This window comes from Bradyrhizobium sp. 142 (assembly GCF_023074015.1).
In the GTDB taxonomy this organism is placed as follows: domain Bacteria; phylum Pseudomonadota; class Alphaproteobacteria; order Rhizobiales; family Xanthobacteraceae; genus Bradyrhizobium.
Genome location: NZ_JADPKQ010000096.1, coordinates 1 through 21143, shown reverse-complemented (window position 1 = coordinate 21143; position 21143 = coordinate 1). Strand labels below are relative to the sequence as shown.

Below are 21143 nucleotides of genomic sequence, written 5' to 3'. Positions count from 1 at the left end.
TCCGCTCTTACGGGGAGAGGTCGGATCGCTCCCGGCGATGCGAAGCATTGTCCGGTACGATCCGGGTGAGGGGCAAGCCGCGCGCTCTGCTGTGAGTTAGGTATATGTGGAGAGAGGCCCCTCACCCCAACCCTCTCCCCGCAAGAGCGGGGAGAGGGAGGGGAGAGAGCTCACGCCTTCCCGGCCGAATCCTTCCGGGTCGCGTTGACCTGCATCTTGGCGTAGGTCGTCATCAGGCCGACCTCGTTGGACAGCGTCACCAGCTTGAAGCCCATGTTGATGGCGCGCGCGGCGCCTTCGGCACCGCTGCAATGGATGCCCGGATTGAGCCCGCGCTTGCTGCACTCCTTGATGATCTTGTCGTAGATCGCGAGGATCTCGGGCTCGGTGCGATCGAGCTTCGGCTCGAGGCCGTAGGAGAAGCCGAGGTCGGACGGGCCGATATAGACGCCATCGAGGCCCTCGACATCGAGGATCGCTTCCATGTTCTCGACCGCGGTCCTGGTCTCCATCATCGGCAGCAGCACGATATCGTCGTTCGCCGTCTTTTGGTAGGAGCCCGCGGTTCCGTACATGCCGGCGCGGATCGGGCCGTTGGAGCGCACGCCCTTCGGCGGATATTTGGAATAGGAGACGAGGTTCCTGGCTTCTTGGGGCGTATTGACCATCGGGCAGATCACGCCATAGGCGCCGCCGTCGAGCACCTTGCCGATGATGCCGGGCTCGTTCCAGGGCACGCGAACCATCGGCGTGATCGGATGCTTGTCCATTGCCTGGAAGCATTGCACCATCGACAGGTAGTCTTGCACGCCGTGCTGCATGTCGACCGTGACGCTGTCGAAGCCGCATTGCGCGATCATCTCGGCCGAGAAGCCGGAGGGAATCGCGAGCCACGCGTTGACCACGGCCTTGCCCGACTTCCAGATTTCCTTGACCTTGTTCGCCACGTTGCCTTCCTTCTTTGTTGTTGGACCTTCGTCACCATGACGAGCGCCACGACGGCGCGAGCCGCTGTTACCGCTAACTGGATCGCCGCGCTACGCTCGCAATGACGCAAGACCTATGCAGTCGCCCTCTGGATGCTGACTTCACTAGCGCCGACCTCGCGGGCGGTGTTCACTATCGCCGCCCAGGTGTCATCCGGCAAGGGTGGAGCCGATCTTGAGCGGATCGGCTTTGGGGGACTTTGAGCGAAAAAATGAGGCGATGTCCATCGCTCTCGCCGCGCGCACGCGCATATCTGGGTTCACTCCTCGGCTATTGCCTCGTCGGAGGCACCAAGTTCGGCGAGACTCCGTTCGAGCTCGGCCAGCATGTCCTGCAACTCGGCGAGCTTGCGTGCACCATAGCGTCGCGTGATCTCGGAATAGATCGCCTCCGATGACGGCGCCACGGAAGCCATCAGCTTCACGCCTTTCTCCGAGATCGAGACCATGCTGCGGCGCAGGTCCGCCTTCGCGGTCTTGCGCTCGATCAGATTGCGCGCCTCGAGATCGCGCAGGATGCGCGACAGGCTCGGTCCGAGCAGGAACGCCGTGCGCGCGAGTTCCGTGACCTCGGCCGCCTCGATCGCCGCAAGTGCCCGCAAAATGCGCCATTGCTGCTCGGTCAAGCCGTGCTCGCGCAGCGAAGGACGAAATCGCCGCATCACCGCCTCGCGCGCCCTCAGCAGCGACATCGGCAGCGAGCGCGAGAAGTCGCGCATCGGCACCTGCCGCACGGCATTCGCGCCCCCATTCGCTGGATCAGCCGGTCTCTTCGCCATGATACCCGCCTTCAGGCCGCGAAATGTTTGCAGTGCAGCAAGATCAAATTGTGTTTGACGCATTCGCTTAACATGTTAAGTATCTCCCCGGCACCACAATTTGTAAAATTACACTTTGTAAGATCCCATGGCGCTTTCCAACGACGATATCCAAGCTTGCGCGAAGCGTCTGCACCAGGCGGAGAGGACCTGCACGCAGATCCGCCAGCTCTCGCAGGATTTCCCCGGCATCACCATCGCCGATGCCTACGCGATTCAGAAGGCGTGGGTCGATGTCAAGATTGCCGAAGGGCGCCTCGTGAAGGGCCACAAGATCGGCCTGACGTCAAAGGCGATGCAGAGCGCGCTCAACATCGACGAGCCGGATTCTGGCGTGCTGCTCGACGACATGTTCTTTGCCGATGGCGGGCTGGTTCCAACCGAGCGCTTCATCGCGACGCGGGTTGAGGCCGAGCTCGCCTTCATCATGAGCAAGCGCCTCTCCGGTCCCGACTGCACGATGTTCGACGTGCTCAACGCCACCGACTTCGTGGTGCCGGCGCTGGAAATTCTGGATACGCGGATCGAGCGCATTGATCCCGCAACCAAGGCGACGCGAAAGATCTTCGACACCATCGCCGACAATGCGGCCAACGCCGGCATCGTGCTGGGCGGCCGGCCGATCCGCCCCTCGGAAGCGGATCTGCGCTGGATCGGCGCGCTCTGTTTCAAGAACGGTCAGCTCGAGGAAACCGGTCTTGCCGCCGGCGTGCTCAATCATCCCGCCACCGCCGTCGCCTGGCTCGCCAACAAGATCGCGCCGCTCGGTCTCGCGCTGGAGCCCGGGCAGGTCGTGCTCGCCGGCTCCTTCATCCGCCCGATCGAGACCCGCAAGGGCGACACAATTCAAGCCGACTATGGCGCCTACGGTTCGGTGAGCTGCTACTTCGCTTGACGAACAAAAAGATGCAGGGAGTGAAACCGCCATGCCGCATTTCACGATCGAATATTCGGCCAATCTCGCGGGCCGCCTCGACATTGGCGCGGCGTGTGAGCTCGTACGCAAGGCGGCGGTCGAGACCGGCATCTTCCCGCTCGGCGGCATCCGCGTTCGCGCTGTCAGGTGCGAGCATTATGCGATCGCCGATGCCCGGCAGGACTACGGCTTTCTCGACATGGTGCTTCGCATCGGCGAGGGCCGCGACGTTGTGACCCGCCAGAAGGCCGGCGAGCATGTGTTCCAGGCGCTCTCCCGACATCTCGATCCCGTCTTTGCCGCCAGCAAATTCGCTCTGTCGTTCGACATACAGATCAACGACAAGGACACCAGCTGGAAGCGCAACAACATCCACGACGCCCTGAAAGTGGAGGCCGCCCATGGATAAGCCCGCGCCGAAGGCCGATGTGTTCCAGGCCAACCGCGACCGTGTCGCGCCGCTGCTCAAGAAGCTCCGCGCCGACGGCATCGGCCATTTGATCGACGGCAAGACCGTCGCCTCGATCTCGGGCGAGACCTTCGAGACCAAGTCCCCGGTCGACGGCGCAACGCTCGCGAGCGTCGCCCGCGGCAACGCCGAGGACGTCGATCGCGCGGCCACCGCCGCTGCGCTTGCCTTCAAATCCTGGCGCGACATGGCGCCTGCGATGCGGAAGAAGCTGCTGCATCGGGTCGCCGACGCCATCGAGGACCATGCCGAAGACATCGCGGTGCTCGAATGCATCGACACCGGCCAGGCCTATCGCTTCATGGCCAAAGCTGCAGTCCGCGCTGCCGAAAACTTCCGCTTCTTCGCCGACAGATGCGGCGAAGCCCGCGACGGCCAGAACACGCCGAGCGATGAGCACTGGAATATCTCGACGCGCGTGCCGATCGGCCCCGTCGGTGTGATCACGCCGTGGAACACGCCGTTCATGCTCTCGACCTGGAAGATTGCGCCTGCGCTCGCGGCCGGCTGCACCGTCGTGCACAAGCCGGCCGAATGGTCGCCGGTGACGGCGGATATCCTGTCCAGGCTCGTCAAGCAGGCCGGGGTTCCCGACGGGGTGCTCAACACGGTTCACGGCCTTGGCGAAGAGGCCGGCAAGGCCCTGACCGAGCATCCCGCGATCAAGGCGATCGGCTTCGTCGGCGAAAGCGCAACGGGCTCGGCGATCATGAAGCAGGGCGCACCGACGTTGAAGCGCGTGCATTTCGAGCTCGGCGGCAAGAACCCGGTGATCGTGTTCGATGATGCCGATCTGGACCGCGCGCTCGATGCGGTCGTGTTCATGATCTACTCGCTCAACGGCGAGCGCTGCACGTCCTCCAGCCGACTGCTGATCCAGGCCAGCATAGCCGAAAAATTCATCGAGAAGCTGACCGCGCGCGTGAAGGCGCTGAAGGTCGGCCATCCCCTCGATCCCACGACCGAGATCGGGCCGCTGATCCACGAGCGACACCTGGCAAAGGTCTGTTCCTATTTCGACGTCGCGCGCCAGGATGGCGCTGTGATCGCCGTCGGCGGCAAAGTCTATGACGGGCCCGGCAACGGACATTATGTCGAGCCGACGCTGGTCACCGGCGCGCATGGCAAGATGCGCGTGGCGCAGGAAGAAGTGTTCGGTCCCTTCCTCACCGTTCTTCCTTTCCGCGACGAGGCGGATGCGATCGAGATCGCCAACGACATCCGCTATGGCCTCACCGGCTATGTCTGGACCAACGACATGGGCCGCGCGTTGCGTGTCGCCGACGCGTTAGAGGCAGGCATGATTTGGCTGAACTCGGAAAACGTCCGCCATCTGCCGACGCCGTTCGGCGGCATGAAGGCCTCAGGCATCGGCCGCGACGGAGGCGACTACTCGTTCGACTTCTACATGGAAACCAAGCACGTCTCGCTGGCGCGGGGCACGCACAAGATTCAAAAGTTGGGAGTATAATGCTTCGCCATTCCGGGGCGCGAGACAGGACCGCAAAGCGCGGCCCGGGGCGCGAGCCCGGAATCCACTCGTCCACAAACTCTGCTGCGCGATGGATTCCGGGTCTGCGCCTTTCGGCGCATCCCGGAATGACGAGGTCTAAGAGAGGGGAAACGCAATGCCCGTACCGCAACACGTCTTCGAGCCGCCGTTCAACATCATCCGCTCCAGCCACGCCGTGCTTGACGTGACCGATTTGAAGCTCAGCCGCGAGTTCTACGAGACCACCGTCGGCCTGCATGTCGAGGACGCCGACGACAATGTGGTGTACCTGCGTGGCGCCGAGGAGCATCAACATCACTCGCTGGTGCTGCGCAAGGCGGCGGCTCCCGCCTGCAACCGGCTCGGCTTCAAGGTCGGCAACGACAAGGATCTCGACAAGGCGGCTGCGTTCCTGTCCGAGAACAGCCTTGGCTACGCCTTCGTCGACCAGCCGTTCCAGGGCCGTACCCTGCAGTTCACCGATCCCTTCGGCTTCCAGATCGAACTCTACGCGTCAATGGACCGGCGGCCGCATCTGCTCCGCCGCTACGATCTCTACAGGGGTTGTCATCCGCAGCGGCTCGACCATTTCAATGTCTTTGCCGCCGAGGTGCAGGACACCGTCGATTTCTATGCCCGGCTCGGCTTCCGTCTCACCGAATATGCCGAGGAGGACGGGCCGAACGGGCGCATCGCCGCGGCCTGGATGCATCGCAAGGGCAACGTCCACGACTTCGCCATCACCAATGGCAAGGGGCCGCGGCTGCATCATTTCGCCTATTGGACGCCGACGGCGATGAACATCATCCACCTCTGCGACGTCATGGCGTCGCAGGGTTTCGTCAAGAACATCGAACGCGGTCCCGGACGCCACGGCATCTCGAATGCGTTCTTCCTCTATGTCAGGGATCCCGACGGCCACCGGCTCGAGCTCTACACCAGCGACTACTTTACCGGCGATCACGACCACGAGCCGCTGCGCTGGTCGCTGCGCGACCCGCGCCGTCAGACGCTGTGGGGCGCACCAGCCCCGCGCTCGTGGTTCGAGCAGGGCTCGCCGTTCGCAGGGCAGACTGTGCGCGAGCCGAAATTCGTGGCCGACGTGCTGGTGGCGGATTGATGCTTGTGACAATTAAGAACTCTCTCCCGTCGTCCCGGCGAAGGCCGGGACCCATAACCACAGGGAGAAATTTGACGAAGGTTGGTCGTTCGGGATTGTCATCGCGCACGACCGGTAGATCACGCGGTATGGGTCCCGGCCTTCGCCGGGACGACGAGAAATAGTGAGCTGCCCATGAGCCTCCCTGGCCTCGCCACCTATTCCGTCAAGGGCGCAACCCGCTATGGCGCCGTCGTAGACGGCGGCATCGTTGATCTCTCCGCGCGCCACGCCAAGGACTATCCGACGCTGCGCGAGGTCATCGCCGCCGGCAAGCTCGCGAGCCTCGCGCAAGAAGCCGCTGGCCGCGCACCGGATCATGCGCTCAGTGACATCACCTGGCTGCCGCCGGTGCCTGCGCCGGAAAAGATCATCTGCATCGGTGTCAACTATCCCGACCGCAATGCCGAGTACAAGGACGGCCAGCAGGCGCCGAAATATCCGAGCATGTTCATGCGGAGCCCACGGTCCTTCGTCGGCCATGACACGGCGCTGGTGCGCCCGCGCGCCTCGGCCCAGCTCGACTATGAGGGCGAGATCGTGCTGGTGATCGGCAAGGCCGGCCGGCACATCGCCGAAAGCGCGGCGCTCGATCACATCGCGGCGCTCACGCTCTGCAACGAAGGCTCGGTGCGCGACTGGCTGCGCCACGCCAAGTTCAATGTCACGCAAGGCAAGAATTTCGATTCCAGCGGCAGCCTCGGACCGTGGCTCGTACCCTACACGCAGGAATCGCAGATTGCCGACATCCGACTGACCACGCGCGTCAACGGCGAGTTGCGCCAGGACGACCGAACCAGCCGGCTGATGTTCCCGTTCCGCTACCTCATCAATTATATCTCGACCTTCGCGACGCTGGTGCCCGGCGACATCATCGTCACGGGCACGCCGACCGGCGCCGGCGCGCGGTTCGATCCGCCGCGCTATCTGAAACCGGGCGACGTCGTCGAGATCGAAGCCGAGGGCATCGGAGCTTTACGCAACGGCGTCGTCGACGAAGCCTGATCAACGAACGAATGGAATTATGCGATGACCACCCTCACCGGCGGCGAAGCGATCGTAAGCGGCCTTGTCGCCCATGGCGTCGACACCGTGTTCGGCCTGCCCGGCGCGCAGGTCTACGGCCTGTTCGACGCCTTCCATCAGGCCCAGCTCAAGGTGATCGGCGCCCGGCACGAGCAGGCCTGCGGCTACATGGCGTTCGGCTATGCGCGCTCCAGCGGCAGGCCCGGCGTGTTCAGCGTGGTGCCCGGCCCCGGCGTGCTCAATGCCAGCGCGGCGCTGCTGACTGCGTACGGCTGCAACGAGCCGGTCCTGTGCGTCACCGGACAGGTGCCAACTCAGTTCCTGGGCAAGGGCCGCGGCCATCTGCACGAGATGCCGGACCAACTCGCCACCTTGCGCACCTATGTGAAATGGGCGGACCGGATCGAATATCCCGGCAATGCGCCGACCATCGTCGCGCGCGCGTTCCAGGAGATGACGTCCGGACGGCGCGGCCCCGCCTCGGTCGAGATGCCCTGGGACATCTTCACCCAGCGCGCGGACACGGCGGCCGCAAAGGTGCTGGGGCCGCTGCCGGCACCCCTGCCCGACCCTGATATGATCAAGCAGGCAGCCGCGCTCATCAGGAACAGCAAGGCGCCGATGATCTTCGTCGGCAGCGGCGCGATCGAGGCGCGCGAGGAAGTCCTCGAGCTTGCCGAGATGATCGATGCGCCTGTGGTTGCCTTCCGCAGCGGCCGCGGCATCGTCTCCAACGCGCATGAGCTCGGATTGACCATGGCGGCCGCCTACAAGCTGTGGGCGAAGACCGATTTGATGATCGCAATCGGCACCCGCGCGGAACTGCCGGCATCGGGCTTCCGCTGGCCGTATCAGCCGAACGGGCTGAAATCCATTCGTATCGATATCGATCCGGCCGAGATGCGCCGGGTCGCCTCCGATGCCGCTGTTGTCGCCGACGCGAAGGCCGGCACGGCCGATCTCGTCACAGCCGTGAAGAAGGCCAGCTTTGCAAAGAGCAGCGGTCGCCGCGCGGAGATCCGCGAGGCTACCGCGAGCGCGCAAGCCGAGATCCAGCGCATCCAGCCGCAGATGGCTTATCTGAACATCCTGCGCGAGGTGTTGCCGGCGAATGCGATCGTGACCGATGAATTATCCCAGGTCGGCTTCGCCTCCTGGTACGGCTTTCCGATCTACCAGCCGCGCACCTTCATCACCTCGGGCTACCAGGGCACGCTCGGCTCGGGCTTTCCGACCGCGCTCGGCGCCAAGGTCGCCAATCCGGACAAGGCGGTGGTGGCGATCACCGGCGACGGCGGCTTCATGTTCGGCGTTCAGGAGCTCGCCACCGCCGTGCAGTTCAACATCGCCGTGGTGACGCTGGTGTTCAACAACAACGCCTACGGCAATGTCCGCCGCGACCAGCGCGAGCGCTTCGACGGCCGCGTGGTGGCGTCCGATCTGGTCAACCCGGATTTCGTCAAGCTTGCGGACTCCTTTGGTGTTGCCGCGGCGCGCGTGACTTCGCCGGATCAGTTCAAGGCGGCGATGGAGAAGGCGCTGGCCCATGGCGGGCCATATCTGATCTCGGTCGAGGTGCCGCGGGACTCCGAAGTGAGTCCGTGGACGTTCATTCACCCGCCGAGGCCTTGAGGCTCCGCGCACCATCCAGCCGCGCGGCAGCGATCACGAGCAGGCCGGCGCCTGCGACCGACCAGCAGGCGACCGGCGCCCACTGCAGCAGCGGCACGTAGTCCGGCATCTTCTGCAAGCCGCCGGCAACCGCCGCCATCCGCGCAAACGTGCCGAGCGCGAGGGCCGAGAATACCAGGCCCGTCACCTTGCCTTCCGCGCCCGTCGCGCCGATCGCGAGCGCGGCGGAGACCGCACTCATCAGCATGCAGCCCCAGGCGGCGCCCGCCAGGAATTGCGCCGCCGTCAGAACGCTGAGGCTGCCGGCGAGCTCGGCGGTTACGATCGCCAGCGCGCCGAACAACCCGGCCCCGCCCATCACGATCAGGCCACCGCGGTGCTTGACGACCAGGCTCGCCGGAAACATCGCGATGTTGAAGCCGATCCAGAATACCGGCATCAGCCATTGCAATTGGTCGGGCTTGGCGATGCGAAGGTAGAGCGGCGCGCTGTTCATGGCGAAATGGAGCTGGTAGCCGAGCGCGAGCGCCACCATCGCGACGATGAAAGCGATCGGGACGAGACAGAGCGGCTTGGCGGCTTCTGCCGGCGCCGGTGGCGAGGTGTTGCGCGCAACGTCGTACTCGATCCGCGACAGCGCGAGAGCCGTGAGCAGCAAAACGGAACTGGAGATCACAAAGGGCAATCGCGCGTCGTGCTCGCGCAGGACCACGCCGAGATAGGGCGAAATCGCGCCCGCGATCCCATAACCCAGCATCGCCAGGGCCGCGAGCAACGGCACCTGAGGCTTTGCGCGGTACCTGCCGAGCAGGGTCAGCGGCGGCGCGCGCAAGGCCGAGGAGGTGATCGACCAGACCACGATCAGTCCGATGAACGCGCCCCGCGCGGCAGCGCCGGCGCCGGCCACGAAGGGAAGCGCCACGAAAGCAGCGCAGGAGACTGCCGCCATCAGGCCTACGAACAGACCAAGCCTGCCGACGCGGGGCGCGATCCTGTCGGCAGCTACTCCCATCGCGGTATCGGCTACGGTGAAGATCGACTGATCGATCATCAGGATGAGAATGACGGTCGTCGGCGCGAGACCGACTTCGGCGGCGAGCCTCGGCAAATAGATGACATAAGTCGTCCAGCCCAGCGTGAACACCAGTTGCAGCACCGCCAGATACACCCCGGTGCGCTTGGCGCTGGCGCCGGCCGCCGCCGACAATTGTGCCTTGGTCATGTCGCCGCCTCCCCCGAGCGGCAAGCCTAGACGAGAGATGGCCCAGAGGAAATGCGTCAGCGGGTCCGACGGAACGTCAGATTAATCCGTTGCCGCCCGAGCAGCGCGTGCTCGCCCTCGGCGAGCGGGGCGACGCCGTGATAGGCGAGCCGGAACGAGCCGCCCCAGACCACGACGTCGCCATGGACCAGCCGAAAGCGGCGCGGCTTGTCGCTGCGCGCCATGCCGCCGAACAGGAAGGTCGCGGGCAGCCCGAGCGAGACCGAGACGATCGGTGCGGACATATCCAGCTCGTCCTTGTCCTGGTGCAGCGACAGCTGCGTGCCGGGTTCATAGCGATTGACGAGACACGCATCGGGCGCAAAGCCTGTGAAGCCGCCCTGCTCCGCCGCGCGGCGGGCGAGATCGCGGAACACGGGCGGCATCGCGGGCCATTCCGCGCCGGATCGCGGATCGATCGGATCGTAGCGATAGCCGGTGTGATCGGTGATCCAGCCGCGCTCACCGCAATTCGTCATCGCCACCGACATCTGATAGCCGCCGGGCGTGGTCATCCGCCGAAACGGCGACTGCGCAACGATCGCATGCACGGCCGCGATCAACTCCTGCTCGATTGGCTTGGCGAATCCGCGCAACAACGCGGCGCCGTCAGCGATCTCCTCGCGCGACGGCCGCGCCTCGGCAAGGCTGTCGAACAAATCCGCCGTCAATCGTCGGCCTCACTCAGCATGGTTTACTTGTCGCATGGTTTACTTGGCATCATGAAAAATCACACCCAGCGTGTGGCGTTGCCCCGAGCGAATCCGGCTTACGCCATGGCGCAGGTTAACGCGGTAGGTGCCGCGTGTCCCCTGCACCGGGCGGTGGTGCACGGCAAAAGCCACCGCATCGCCCTGCGCGAGCGGCACGACCTCGGCGCGGGATTGCATGCGCGGGCGCTGCTCGGTCAGCACGAACTCGCCGCCGGTAAAATCGCGTCCCGGCTCGGAGAGCAGGATCGCGACCTGGAGCGGGAACACGTGCTCGCCATAGAGGTCCTGGTGCAGGCAATTGTAATCGCCGGCCTCATATTGCAGCAGCAGCGGCGTCGGCCGCAGCTGGCCTGCCTCGTGGCAGCGCCTGAGGAACGCCGCATGCGCGGCAGGATAGCGGATGTCGATCCCCATCGACTCATTCCAGCGATTGGCGACGCCTTGCAGGTGGGCATAAAGCGCCGGCCGCAACTGCGCGATGAGATCGGGGAGCGGATAGGAAAAGTATTTGTATTCGCCGCGGCCAAAACCGTGGCGGCCCATGACGATGCGGCTGCGGAAGTGCGCGTCGTCCGGATAGAGCGCAGCGACGGCGCGGCATTCATCCGGCGTGAGCAGGCCTTTCAGGACTGCGCAGCCTTGGGTGTCGAGTTCGCCGGTGATCTCGGCCCAAGGAAGCCCGTCAACGCGGGTGGCGAGATCAGTTGATAGCGGATGAGATGGTTTGCGTGCTGTAGCAGTCATGGCTTCGACTTTCGCAAGCAGATTCGCCCTGCGCCACCCGATTTCCGACTATGTCCTCGTCATTGCGAGGAGCCCTTGCGACGAAGCAATCCAGACTGTCACCGCAGAAGGAGTCTGGATTGCTTCGCTTCGCTCGCAATGACGGTGGAGAGACGTCAGCCCCGCACCGGCAGCGTCACCACGTCATACCCATGCTTGATCGTCCGCTTCAGCACAGGATCCTCCAGCTCGAACTCGAACCTGTCGGCGGGGCGAATGCCGCCCTTGGCGGCGAAGGTGCCGCCGAACATCGCGCAGCCGTCGGGCAGCTTGTTACCGCCAAATCCACGCGCGATGAGGTCGTCGACCGGCAGCATCGCGTCCAGCGTGCCCTCCTGGTAGAGCACGCGCTCGCCCTTGATCCAGGCGTAGGAGCGCAGGATCATCTGGTCCCAGTGGCCGATCACGTCCTCGAGCTCCCACAGCGTGGAGGCGATCGGCTTGTCGCACATCTGCTTGGACACCGTGACGTTGTAGGCCTCGACCTTGCGGTCGGTGTGGTCGGAGCCGCAGCCAACGAAGATACGGCCCTGCCAGCCGATCAGCACGAACTCGACCTCGCCCGAGGAATCGCCGCCGCAGCATTCGATGCTGTCTTCCATGGTCAGCCGCCGCGCCGAGACGCGGTAGTAGATCGGCGTCGAGGCCGGCCGGGCGATGCCGACGGCCTCCAGCTCCGCGATATGCTTGTCGCGCGCGACGGGATCGCGGCCGGTCCAGCCGGCGATGACGGACTGGTCGATCGCCAGCGTCAGCGGCGTTGTGGTGTCTTGGGCGTCGACGGTGAAAGTCAGGTCAAACACGAATTACGGCCTCCATGCCGGCAGCAAGTTCGAAAATACGGCGATCCGATCCACCGCTACCCGCGAGCATCAGGCCAACGGGAACGTCGCCCTCGCGATGTGCTGGGAGAGAGATGGCGCAACCATCGATCATGTTGATCAGGGTGCAATTGCGCAAGGCGCGCAGGTTCTCTGTGGTGAACGCCTTGTCGTCGGAAAGATCGGCGATCTTCGGCGGCGTGTTGGCGGTGGTCGGCAGCATCAGCGCGTCATAGGGCGCGATACGTGCGTTGACGCGCGCGATCAGCGAGCGGCGCTCGTTGAGAAGATCGATGTAGTCGGCCGCGCTCTGCGCCTCGCCGCGCATGATGCGAACGGAAACTCTGGGGTCGTAGACGTCGCCCTTTGCGGTGAGGAGATAGCGGTGCCAGGCGTAGCTTTCGGATGCGGCAAAGCCGCCCTTGGCGTTCATCGGTCCGATGTCGTGGAATTCGGCCATCTCGATGCGCTCGATGATGGCCCCATGACCGGACAGCGATTTCAGCGCGCGCTCGAACGTCTCGGCCACTTCAGCGTCGAGATCGTCGAGCGCAATCGTGGTCGGCACCGCCAGCCGCATGCCCTGGACCGGGCGCGGCCTCAGCGGGACGATCGGCTCGTTCGCCAGCACCGCATCGAGTATGGCACAGCAACTGACCGATCGTGCCAGCGGCCCGATGCTGTCGAGCGAGAACGACAGCGGCACTGAGCCGTCGAGCGGCACGCGCCGCTGCGTCGGCTTGTAGCCGACGATGCCGTTGAAGGCCGCCGGAATCCGGCAGGAGCCGCCGGTGTCGGTGCCGAGCGCGCCATGCGCCATGCCGTCAAGCACGGAGACCGCCGCACCCGAGGACGAGCCGCCCGGCACATGTCCCGCGGCCCGGTTCCAGGCACCTTTCGGTGTGCCGTAATGCGGGTTGATGCCGATGCCTGAATAGGCGAACTCGGTCATGTTGGTGCGTCCGATCACGACGAATCCGGCCTTGCGCAGCCGTGCGACGGTCGCGGCATCCTGCTCGGCGGGCGGGGAATCGTCGAGCGCGCGGGAGCCGGCGCGCGTCACCTGCCCCTTGATGTCGAAGAGGTCCTTGATCGAGATCGGGATACCGGCATAGCGCGACGGCGCGGCCTTCACCTTGCGCAGGCCATCCATCGCATCCGCAGCGGCAAGCGCCGCATCCTTGTCGACACGGAGGAAGGTGCGCTGGCCCTCGCCGGCCGGATCGGCGATCCTGGCGAGGCACGCCTCGACCAATTTGCGGGAGGTCGTGCGGCCGCTCTCGAGGTCATCGGCGAGCTTCGCCAGTGTCGGAAAATCGGGCATGTCTGTCTCACGGAATATTTCGCGCGCAATCTATAGCGCCGCCTCAGTTCGATACAAGCATTGTGCGCATGATGGCATGCATGCGCGTTGCTGGACCGTTGACGCGCCATGGTCAATTGTCGCATCAAGATCGCAACGGGCAGGCCTCACAGCCTGAACCTTGGGAGGACTTGCCGACATGGCCGAACCGCAGCGCGCGCGACCGAAACCGACGCCGGAAACCCAGCACTTCTGGGACGGCACCAAGGCGGGCGAGCTGCGCCTGCAACGCTGCGATGCCTGCGCGCATGTCTACTTCCCGCCGCGCCCGTTCTGTCCGTCCTGTGCGTCGCGCAAGGTCTCTGCCTTCAAGGCGAGCGGCAAGGGTTTCCTCTACAGCTACGTGATCAACCATCGTCCCGCCGCGCCCGGATTCACGCCGCCTTACGCGATCGCCGTGGTCGAGCTTGCCGAGGGGCCGCGGATGATGAGCAACATCATCGACTGCCCGCAGACGCCGGAAGCGCTCGAACTCGACATGAAGCTCGAGGTCGACTTCGAGAAGCTCGACGACACGATCAGCCTCCCCGTGTTCCGTCCGGCGAAGGGATAGACCATGCGCAGCAACCAGGTTGCCGTCGTCGGCGCCGCCGAAACCACCGAGCTCGGTGTCATCCCCAATGCCTCGCAGCTCCAGCTTCACGCGGACGCGGCGCTCAATGCCATCGCCGATGCCGGGCTGAAGCTGTCCGACATCGACGGCTTCGCCACCGCGGTCGAGACGCCGCAGCAGGTCAGCCATTATCTTGGCATCAAGCCGACGTGGGTGGACGGTACCTCTGTCGGCGGCTGCTCGTTCATGCTGCACGTCCGCCATGCCGCCGCGGCGATCGAGGCCGGCCTCTGCAAGACCGTGCTGATCACCCATGCCGAGAGCGGCAAGTCGATGATCGGCAAGGCGCCGCGTTCGATCCCCGCCGACAGCCTGCAAGGCCAATTCGAGGCGCCATTCGGCGTCTACGGCCCGCCCAGCATGTTCCCGATTCCCGTGCTGCGCTTCATGAAGACCTACGGCATCACCCATGAGCAGCTCGCCTCGGTGGCGGTGGTGCAGCGGGAATGGGCGGCAAAGAATCCGCGGGCGATGATGAAGGACCCGATCACGGTCGCCGACGTTCTCAACTCGCGCATGATCGCCTATCCGTTCCGGCTGCTGCAATGCTGTCTGGTCACCGACGGCGGCGGCGCACTGATCCTGACCTCAGCCGACCGCGCCAGGGATTTTCCGAGGAAGCCCGTCTACATCAAGGGCACTGGCGAGAGTGTGGAGACACCGATGGTGAGCCAGATGGAGACGTTCAACTCCTCGCGCGCCTTCAAGACCGCGGGGCCGCTCGCGTTCAAGGAAGCCGGCATCACGCATGGGGATGTCGACCATCTCATGATCTACGATGCCTTTGCGCATCTTCCGCTGTTCGGGCTCGGCGACCTCGGCTTCATGCCGCATGAGGAAACCGGCAAGTTCATCGCCGACGGCAACACGCGGCCCGGCGGCAAGCTGCCGCTCAACACCAATGGCGGCGGCCTGTCCTATATGCACTCGGGCATGTACGGCATGTACGCGCTCCAGGAGAGCGTGCGCCAGATGCGCGGCACTGCGCCGGCGCAGGTGCCGAATGCGAAGATTTCGGTGTGCCACGGCGTCGGCGGCATGTTCGCGGCATCAGGCACGATCGTGTTTACGAACGAGAGATGAGGCTGTCATTCCGGGGCGGAGCGCAAGCTCGCGCCAAGAGGCGCGAATGACGGCGGAAATTGCAACGCATAGCGGAGAACCCACATGACGAAATCACTGCAAGACAAGGTCATCATCGTCACCGGCGCAGGCCGCGGCATCGGGCGGGAGATCGCGCTGCTTTGCGCGGCGGAAGGCGCCAAGGTCGTCGTCAACGATCCCGGCGTCGCCGCCGACGGCGCCGGCACGAGCGCCACGCCCGCCGAGGAGGTCGTCGAGGAGATCAAGAAGCGCGGCGGCACGGCCGTTGCCAATTTCGAGTCGGTTGCGGAGGCGATCCCCGCGAGCAAGATCGTCAAGACCGCGACCGATCATTTCGGCCGGCTCGACGGCGTCGTCAACAATGCCGGCATTTTGCGCGACATGATCTTCCACAAGATGAGCGTGGAAGCCTTCGAGGCCGTCATCAAAGTGCATTTGATGGGCTCGTTCTACGTCTCGCACGCCGCGGCGCGGATTTTTCGCGAGCAGGAGTCCGGCTCGTTCGTGCACTTCACCTCGACCTCCGGCCTGATCGGCAATTTCGGCCAGGCCAATTACGCTGCCGCCAAGCTCGGTATCGTCGGCCTGTCGAAATCGATCGCGCTCGACATGGGCCGCTTCAACGTCCGCTCCAACTGCGTCTCGCCGTTCGCCTGGACCCGCATGATCGGCACCATCCCGACCGAGACCGAAGCCGAGAAGGCGCGCGTCGAGAAGATCAAGCAGATGGGGCCGGAGAAGATCGCGCCGATCTGCGCCTATCTGCTTTCCGATGCCGCCAAGGACGTCACCGGGCAGATCTTCGGCGCGCGCATGAACGAGCTCTTCCTGTTCAGCCAGAACAGGCCGCTGCGCTCGGTGCATCGGAGCGAAGGCTGGACGCCGCAGTCGATCGCGGAACATGGCATGCCGGCGCTGAAGGGCTCGTTCTACAAGCTCGACCGCTCAGCCGACATCTTCCCCTGGGATCCCGTGTAAGGATCCCGTCTAGCTGCATTTCCGGCATTCCTGCCCTGCGATCTTTGGTTGCCTCGGCCGGAGAACGCCCCGGTTTACGCCTGAATGCCGAAGGATGGTTGTCCTCCCAACAAACTTTTTGGGAGGAAACCATGACAAGAATACTGACCAAACCTAGCGACACGACTGCAACGGAGCGTGATGGCCTTGGCCGTCGCGCCCTCTTGAAGGGCGCGGCGGCTGCAGTCGCCGCGACTGGCGTTACCATCAACGCAGCCCTGGCGGCCTCCGTCACGCCGTTCGGCCAGACCGGCGCTCCGACGAGGTCGACGGCGCCATTGCCCTTGGGGCCGCTACCCGGCAGCCGCTACCCGGACTCCCATCTGGAATCCGCCAAGAAGGGGCCGCCGACGTTCGGGCCCGCGGACTTCCCGGCCTTCGCCGGCACCATGGCAGTCGAGCGTGTTGCTACCGGCTTCCGATGGGCCGAGGGTCCGGTGTATTTCGCGGCCGGGCGATACCTGCTGTTCAGCGACATTCCCAACAACCGCATCATGCGTTTCTCGGAGGACGACGGTCACGTCAGCGTCTACCGTCAGCCCTCGATGAACTCGAACGGCAACACCATCGATCGCGAAGGACGCCTGATCACATGCGAGCATAGCGGTCGGCGCGTGACGCGGACCGAACTCGACGGCTCGATCACCATCATTGCCGACAAATTCAATGGCAAGCGACTCAACTCGCCGAACGATGCGGTCGTTACTGCCGATGGCGCGATCTGGTTCACCGACCCCGCCTACGGCATCGGCGGCTTCTATGAAGGGATCAAGGCCGAGCCCGAGCAGGCGAAGAAGAACGTCTACCGGGTCGAGCCGAAGTCCGGAGATGTCAAGGTCGTCATCGACGATTTTGTAGAGCCCAATGGGATCACCATCTCGCCCGACGAGAAGAAGCTCTACATCTGCGAGACCGGGTTCACCGACGGACCGGACAACCCATCGCATATCCGCGTGTTTGACCTCGACGTGGCAGCGGGGAAGGTGTCGAACAGCAAGGTCTTCGCCGAAATGCCAAAGCCAAGCATCACCGACGGCGTCCGCTGTGACACCGAAGGACGGGTCTGGTGTTCGGTGGGCTGGGGCGATCCGAACGAAGACGGCGTGCGCTGTTACACGCCGTCGGGCGACTTGCTAGGCAAAATTCATATCCCGGAAACAGTTGCGAACCTGTGCTTCGGCGGTCAGCAGCGAAATAGGCTCTATATTTGTGGCTCCACATCGCTCTACGCCGTCTACACGAGCGTGCAGGGCGCAATGAAGCCGTGAGCAAATAGAGTGGAGAGTAGCGAACAGTCGGACACGCCCTTCTGTTCACTACTCGCTCGCTCAACCCGTATTCCGCAAGCCCGCCGAAATACCATTGATCGTCAGCTGAATACCGCGCAGCACCTGCTCGTCCGGGTTCTGCGCGCGGTGGTCCCTGAGCAGCTCGACTTGCACATGGTTGAGCGGATCGAGATAGGGGAAGCGGTGTCGCACCGAGCGTTCCAGCAGCGGATTGCCCTGCAGCAGGCGGTCCTGGTCCATGATATCCAGCAGCGTCTCAATGCAGGAATGCCATTCGCGGCGGATGCGGCCGAAGATTTTTTCGCGCAGGGCTTCGTCAGGCACGAGTTCGGCATAGCGCGAGGCGATCGCGATCGAGCTTTTCGCCAGCACCATGTCCATGTTCGACAACAGCATGCGGAAGAACGGCCATTCCTTGTAAAGCTCTTTGAGGAACGGCATGCCCTGGTCGGGATGCTCGGCGATCCATTGCTCGACCGCGCTGCCAAAGCCGTACCAGCCCGGCAGCATCAGGCGGCATTGCGCCCAGGAGAACACCCACGGTATCGCACGCAAATCCTCGATCGCACGGGTCTTCTTGCGCGAGGCCGGGCGGCTGCCGATGTTGAGCGTCGCGATCTCGTTGATGACGGTGGATTCCCAGAAGTAATCGACGAAACCGTCGGTCTCGTAGACGAGACCGCGATAAGCCCTAAAGGCGAGGTTCGACAATTCGTCCATCGCGGTCAGGTATTCGCGCCGCGGCGCGCTCTGGCGCGGATGCAACAAGCTTGCCTCTAGCGTCGCCGCCGCAAGGATCTCCAGATTGTTGCGGCCTACTTCCGCATTGGAATATTTCGACGAGATGATCTCGCCCTGCTCGGTGATACGGATCTGGCCGTTCACAGCGCCGCCGGGCTGCGCGATGATGGCGTCGTAGCTCGGACCGCCGCCGCGGCCGACCGAGCCGCCGCGGCCATGAAACAGGCGCAGGCGCACGCCATGCCGCTCGAACACGTCGACGAGCCCGATCTCGGCCTTGTAGAGCTCCCAGCCCGAGGTGACGAAGCCGCCATCCTTGTTGCTGTCGGAATAGCCGAGCATGACCTCCTGCACGCTGCCGCAGCTGTCGACGAGGCGGCGGTAATCGTGCAGCGAGAGCATGCGGTCCATGATGGCGCTTGATGCCTGCAAGTCCTCGATGGTCTCGAACAGCGGCACGATGTTGATGGCGCTGCGGCCGGACGGATGGACGAGGCCGACCTCCTTGAGCAGCACGGCGACCTCGAGCATATCAGACATGCTCTTGCACATCGAGATGATGCATTGCTGGATGGCGTCCGAGCCGAACTTCGCATGCGCCTCCGCGGCAGCATGGAACACGTTGAGCTCGCCCATGGTCTCGTCGCTGTACTTGACGAACGGCGAGACCAGCGAGCGCGTGCTGCGCAGTTCATTGCTGAGCAGCGCGATGCGGGCGTCTTCACCGAGCGCGAGGTAGGACGTGCCGGGATTGGCAGCGTCCATCAGCTCGGCGATGGTGCGCTCATGCACGGCCGAGTTCTGGCGGATGTCGAGCCGGGCCAGATGGAAGCCGAAGCAATCCACCGCGCGGCGCAGCAGCCGCAGCCGGCCGCGGGCGATGACGCGGGCATTGTTTGAGATCAGCGAGCGGTGCAGCACGTCGAGATCGGCCTGAAGCTCCTTGACGCTCTCGTAAGGCGCGCCCTTGCCGACCGGGCGGCGGGTGATTTCGACCTGGAGTTTTTCGGCCGTCGCCGCAAGGCGCGCATAGATGCCCGACACCGCGAGGCGGTACGGTTCGCCGCTCCGGTGCGGCGAGGTGTCGGGCGAACGCTCCGCCAGCGTGCGCAGCTGCCCGGACACGTCGGCAAGATGCGCCGCGATCGACAGTTCGGCGCCGAGCACGTGCAGCTCGTTCAGATAGAACTGCATCACTCGGCTGGACTGGAGCCGCAGCGTGCCGCGCATGACGTCGGCGGTGACGAAGGGATTGCCGTCGCGGTCGCCGCCGATCCAGCTTCCCATCCGCAGGAACGAGGCGAGCTCGCCTGCCGTCTGCTCGCCGCCCTCCTCCAGCCGGTCCTCCAGCGTATTGATCAGCCGCGGCACCTCGCGGAGGAAAGTGTAATCGTAGAACGACAGGCCGTTGGCAACCTCATCGAGGACGGTGAGCTTGGTCCGGCGCAGCAGATTGGTCTGCCACAGCGTCAGCACCTCGCGGCGAAGTTGCTCGTCGCTGGCCGCAGCTTCGTCTTCAGTCAGCGCGACTCGCTCACGGCGGTCGAGCAGGGCTGCGATCTCCATCTCGCGGTCCATGGTGCTCTTGCGGCGGACTTCGGTCGGGTGTGCCGTCAGCACCGGGCTGACGAGGGCCTCCCTGAAGAAGCGGCGCAGCGCGTCGGCACTGAAGCCCGCCGCCTTGGCATGGGCCAGCGTTTCCGACAGCACGCCGGAGCTGCCGGTTTTGGCGGCGCTGCGCGCGCGCATCTGGCGGATGTTGTTCTGGTCCTCGGCGATGTTGGCAAGATGAGAGAAATAGCTGAAAGCGCGGACGATCCGCAGCGTCTCGGAGATCGACATGCCGTCGAGGATCTGCTCGAGCTCGTGGCGGGCGAGCCGGTCCTCGTCGCGGTGGAACCGGATCGAGGTCTGGCGGATGCGCTCGACCAGGTCGAACAGCTCGGCGCCCTCCTGGTCGCGCACTGTGTCGCCCAGGATGCGGCCGAGCAGGCGGATGTCGTCGCGCAGCCGCGCATCCGCCTCCAGCGCCTGGACGTCCTCAGGGCGGTTGGGGCGATGGTCGGCGTCGGATATTACGGTCTGGAGGGACATGGCGAGCTCCGCTGCCTGGCCCGGCCGAGTGTGCAAGTTTTTTGTCGCAGCGCAAGATGAACTTGGGGGCGGCGCACACTTGGGCCGAATTTCAGCTCGCACTTCTCGCCAGAGCTACGCCGGCACGATCACCTTTCCGATCGGCCAGAGCGCGATGCCGGCGAGCTTCAGATGCGCCCAGGCGAAGGGAATGCCGATGATGGTGATTGCGAGGACTACTGCGGTCACGACGTGGCCGAGCGCCAGCCACCAGCCGGCGAGCACGAACCAGATGATATTGCCGAGGACACCGAGCACGCCGGTGCCGATATCGCCCGCACCGGTGACCTCATCGCGCCGCACCGCCCTCGAGCCGAATGGCAGCAGCGTATAGACGGCGATGTTGAACGCTGCCCGCGCCCAGGGCAGGCCGACGATGGTGATGGCCATGATGACGGACGCGACCAGCCAGCCGAACGCCATCCAGGCGCCGCCGATGAGAATCCAGAGCAGGTTGAGCAGGATGGAAACCGGGGCCATGGGATGATCCGAAGGTCAATGATGCCGGTTGTATAACACGACCTGCGAGAAATCTCCCTCGAACGCGAGAAGCTAGCCCGGATGAGCGTAGCGACATCCGGGACCTTAGGACCCATTGTCCCGGGTGTCGCTGCGCTCACCCGGGCTTGTATGGGGATGTGGTTGTCAAGGGGAATGATTGATCAGGGCATGCTTTGCTCATGGTTGTTGGTGTGGAGTGCGATGCACTCGCGATGGCGTTTTCGTTCCGATGGTTGACCGCTGCGCCAGACGCAGCCGCGGTCAAGGCTGGCCGCAGGCCACCGCCGGAGGCGGCGCGTAGCGGCC

General features: G+C 64.5%; 19 protein-coding genes. 10 read left to right on the top strand and 9 right to left on the bottom strand.

The genetic code is table 11. The features are described 5' to 3' along the window. Positions 1–170: 170 nt before the first annotated feature. The gene (locus tag IVA82_RS09885) at positions 171–947 is read right to left on the bottom strand and encodes an aldolase/citrate lyase family protein (protein ID WP_247386683.1); all 777 of its coding nucleotides are present in this window, start codon (positions 945–947) and stop codon (positions 171–173) included. A 299-nt stretch (positions 948–1246) separates the two neighbouring features. Then, on the bottom strand, positions 1247–1765 hold the full coding sequence (hpaR, locus tag IVA82_RS09880; protein WP_247386678.1) for a homoprotocatechuate degradation operon regulator HpaR: 519 nt from the start codon (positions 1763–1765) through the stop codon (positions 1247–1249). 127 nt (positions 1766–1892) lie between these two features. On the opposite strand from hpaR, the gene hpaH reads away from it, so the two are divergent. The 6 genes from hpaH to IVA82_RS09850 all read left to right on the top strand — a co-directional run bounded on the left by hpaH (position 1893) and on the right by IVA82_RS09850 (position 8498). After that, positions 1893–2699 carry a 2-oxo-hept-4-ene-1,7-dioate hydratase gene (hpaH, locus tag IVA82_RS09875; protein WP_247386677.1) on the top strand — a complete coding sequence of 269 codons (807 nt, stop codon included), beginning with the start codon at positions 1893–1895 and terminating at the stop codon, positions 2697–2699. Between the two features lie 31 nt (positions 2700–2730). Next, entirely contained in the window at positions 2731–3129 is a 399-nt protein-coding gene (locus tag IVA82_RS09870) for a 5-carboxymethyl-2-hydroxymuconate Delta-isomerase (protein ID WP_247386676.1), read from the top strand. Next, on the top strand, positions 3122–4660 hold the full coding sequence (hpaE, locus tag IVA82_RS09865; protein WP_247386675.1) for a 5-carboxymethyl-2-hydroxymuconate semialdehyde dehydrogenase: 1539 nt from the start codon (positions 3122–3124) through the stop codon (positions 4658–4660). The genes IVA82_RS09870 and hpaE overlap by 8 nt, the downstream gene beginning before the upstream one ends. A 157-nt stretch (positions 4661–4817) precedes the next feature. After that, the gene (hpaD, locus tag IVA82_RS09860) at positions 4818–5801 is read left to right on the top strand and encodes a 3,4-dihydroxyphenylacetate 2,3-dioxygenase (RefSeq protein ID WP_247386674.1); all 984 of its coding nucleotides are present in this window, start codon (positions 4818–4820) and stop codon (positions 5799–5801) included. Positions 5802–5975: 174 nt separating this feature from the next. Beyond that, entirely contained in the window at positions 5976–6845 is an 870-nt protein-coding gene (locus IVA82_RS09855) for a fumarylacetoacetate hydrolase family protein (RefSeq protein ID WP_247386673.1), read from the top strand. A gap of 24 nt (positions 6846–6869) precedes the next feature. Continuing rightward, positions 6870–8498 carry a thiamine pyrophosphate-dependent enzyme gene (locus tag IVA82_RS09850; protein ID WP_247386672.1) on the top strand — a complete coding sequence of 543 codons (1629 nt, stop codon included), beginning with the start codon at positions 6870–6872 and terminating at the stop codon, positions 8496–8498. On the opposite strand, the gene IVA82_RS09845 is transcribed toward IVA82_RS09850, so the two are convergent. The 5 genes from IVA82_RS09845 to IVA82_RS09825 all read right to left on the bottom strand — a co-directional run bounded on the left by IVA82_RS09845 (position 8476) and on the right by IVA82_RS09825 (position 13400). After that, positions 8476–9720 carry an MFS transporter gene (locus IVA82_RS09845; protein WP_247386670.1) on the bottom strand — a complete coding sequence of 415 codons (1245 nt, stop codon included), beginning with the start codon at positions 9718–9720 and terminating at the stop codon, positions 8476–8478. The genes IVA82_RS09850 and IVA82_RS09845 overlap by 23 nt on opposite strands. A gap of 56 nt (positions 9721–9776) precedes the next feature. Beyond that, the gene (gene alkB / locus IVA82_RS09840) at positions 9777–10430 is read right to left on the bottom strand and encodes a DNA oxidative demethylase AlkB (protein ID WP_247386665.1); all 654 of its coding nucleotides are present in this window, start codon (positions 10428–10430) and stop codon (positions 9777–9779) included. A gap of 39 nt (positions 10431–10469) precedes the next feature. Beyond that, positions 10470–11216: a 2OG-Fe(II) oxygenase gene (locus tag IVA82_RS09835; protein WP_247386664.1), complete on the bottom strand. Its 747-nt coding sequence runs from the start codon at positions 11214–11216 to the stop codon at positions 10470–10472. Positions 11217–11371: 155 nt separating this feature from the next. Beyond that, the gene (locus IVA82_RS09830) at positions 11372–12058 is read right to left on the bottom strand and encodes a DUF2848 domain-containing protein (protein ID WP_247386663.1); all 687 of its coding nucleotides are present in this window, start codon (positions 12056–12058) and stop codon (positions 11372–11374) included. Next, positions 12051–13400 (bottom strand): amidase, encoded by a 1350-nt coding sequence (locus IVA82_RS09825; protein ID WP_247386662.1) that lies wholly within the window; start codon positions 13398–13400, stop codon positions 12051–12053. The genes IVA82_RS09830 and IVA82_RS09825 overlap by 8 nt, the downstream gene beginning before the upstream one ends. Before the next feature lie 178 nt (positions 13401–13578). Here IVA82_RS09825 and IVA82_RS09820 point away from each other — a divergent pair, with 178 nt between their 5' ends. The 4 genes from IVA82_RS09820 to IVA82_RS09805 all read left to right on the top strand — a co-directional run bounded on the left by IVA82_RS09820 (position 13579) and on the right by IVA82_RS09805 (position 17441). Beyond that, positions 13579–13992, top strand: a complete 414-nt coding sequence (locus IVA82_RS09820; protein ID WP_247386657.1) for an OB-fold domain-containing protein — start codon at positions 13579–13581, stop codon at positions 13990–13992. Positions 13993–13995: 3 nt separating this feature from the next. Continuing rightward, entirely contained in the window at positions 13996–15135 is a 1140-nt protein-coding gene (locus tag IVA82_RS09815) for a thiolase (RefSeq protein ID WP_247386656.1), read from the top strand. 84 nt (positions 15136–15219) lie between these two features. Continuing rightward, complete coding sequence (locus IVA82_RS09810) at positions 15220–16134, top strand: SDR family oxidoreductase (protein ID WP_247386655.1); 915 nt, start codon at positions 15220–15222, stop codon at positions 16132–16134. Between the two features lie 131 nt (positions 16135–16265). Then, a complete protein-coding gene (locus IVA82_RS09805) occupies positions 16266–17441 on the top strand; it encodes an SMP-30/gluconolactonase/LRE family protein (protein WP_247493284.1) in 1176 nt (391 codons plus the stop codon). A gap of 60 nt (positions 17442–17501) precedes the next feature. On the opposite strand, the gene ppc is transcribed toward IVA82_RS09805, so the two are convergent. Then, the gene (gene ppc / locus IVA82_RS09800) at positions 17502–20297 is read right to left on the bottom strand and encodes a phosphoenolpyruvate carboxylase (protein WP_247386653.1); all 2796 of its coding nucleotides are present in this window, start codon (positions 20295–20297) and stop codon (positions 17502–17504) included. A 114-nt stretch (positions 20298–20411) separates the two neighbouring features. After that, positions 20412–20816: a YccF domain-containing protein gene (locus IVA82_RS09795; RefSeq protein WP_247386646.1), complete on the bottom strand. Its 405-nt coding sequence runs from the start codon at positions 20814–20816 to the stop codon at positions 20412–20414. Positions 20817–21143 lie beyond the last annotated feature (327 nt).

Excerpts from the sequence above, each read along its gene's own strand:
- hpaR (WP_247386678.1), bottom strand. The coding sequence starts at position 1,765 with ATGGCGAAGAGACCGGCTGATCCAGCGAATGGGGGCGCGAATGCCGTG.
- hpaH (WP_247386677.1), top strand. The coding sequence starts at position 1,893 with ATGGCGCTTTCCAACGACGATATCCAAGCTTGCGCGAAGCGTCTGCAC.
- IVA82_RS09870 (WP_247386676.1), top strand. The coding sequence starts at position 2,731 with ATGCCGCATTTCACGATCGAATATTCGGCCAATCTCGCGGGCCGCCTC.
- hpaE (WP_247386675.1), top strand. The coding sequence starts at position 3,122 with ATGGATAAGCCCGCGCCGAAGGCCGATGTGTTCCAGGCCAACCGCGAC.
- hpaD (WP_247386674.1), top strand. The coding sequence starts at position 4,818 with ATGCCCGTACCGCAACACGTCTTCGAGCCGCCGTTCAACATCATCCGC.
- IVA82_RS09855 (WP_247386673.1), top strand. The coding sequence starts at position 5,976 with ATGAGCCTCCCTGGCCTCGCCACCTATTCCGTCAAGGGCGCAACCCGC.
- IVA82_RS09850 (WP_247386672.1), top strand. The coding sequence starts at position 6,870 with ATGACCACCCTCACCGGCGGCGAAGCGATCGTAAGCGGCCTTGTCGCC.
- IVA82_RS09845 (WP_247386670.1), bottom strand. The coding sequence starts at position 9,720 with ATGACCAAGGCACAATTGTCGGCGGCGGCCGGCGCCAGCGCCAAGCGC.
- IVA82_RS09835 (WP_247386664.1), bottom strand. The coding sequence starts at position 11,216 with ATGACTGCTACAGCACGCAAACCATCTCATCCGCTATCAACTGATCTC.
- IVA82_RS09825 (WP_247386662.1), bottom strand. The coding sequence starts at position 13,400 with ATGCCCGATTTTCCGACACTGGCGAAGCTCGCCGATGACCTCGAGAGC.
- IVA82_RS09820 (WP_247386657.1), top strand. The coding sequence starts at position 13,579 with ATGGCCGAACCGCAGCGCGCGCGACCGAAACCGACGCCGGAAACCCAG.
- IVA82_RS09815 (WP_247386656.1), top strand. The coding sequence starts at position 13,996 with ATGCGCAGCAACCAGGTTGCCGTCGTCGGCGCCGCCGAAACCACCGAG.
- IVA82_RS09810 (WP_247386655.1), top strand. The coding sequence starts at position 15,220 with ATGACGAAATCACTGCAAGACAAGGTCATCATCGTCACCGGCGCAGGC.
- IVA82_RS09805 (WP_247493284.1), top strand. The coding sequence starts at position 16,266 with ATGACAAGAATACTGACCAAACCTAGCGACACGACTGCAACGGAGCGT.
- ppc (WP_247386653.1), bottom strand. The coding sequence starts at position 20,297 with ATGTCCCTCCAGACCGTAATATCCGACGCCGACCATCGCCCCAACCGC.
- IVA82_RS09795 (WP_247386646.1), bottom strand. The coding sequence starts at position 20,816 with ATGGCCCCGGTTTCCATCCTGCTCAACCTGCTCTGGATTCTCATCGGC.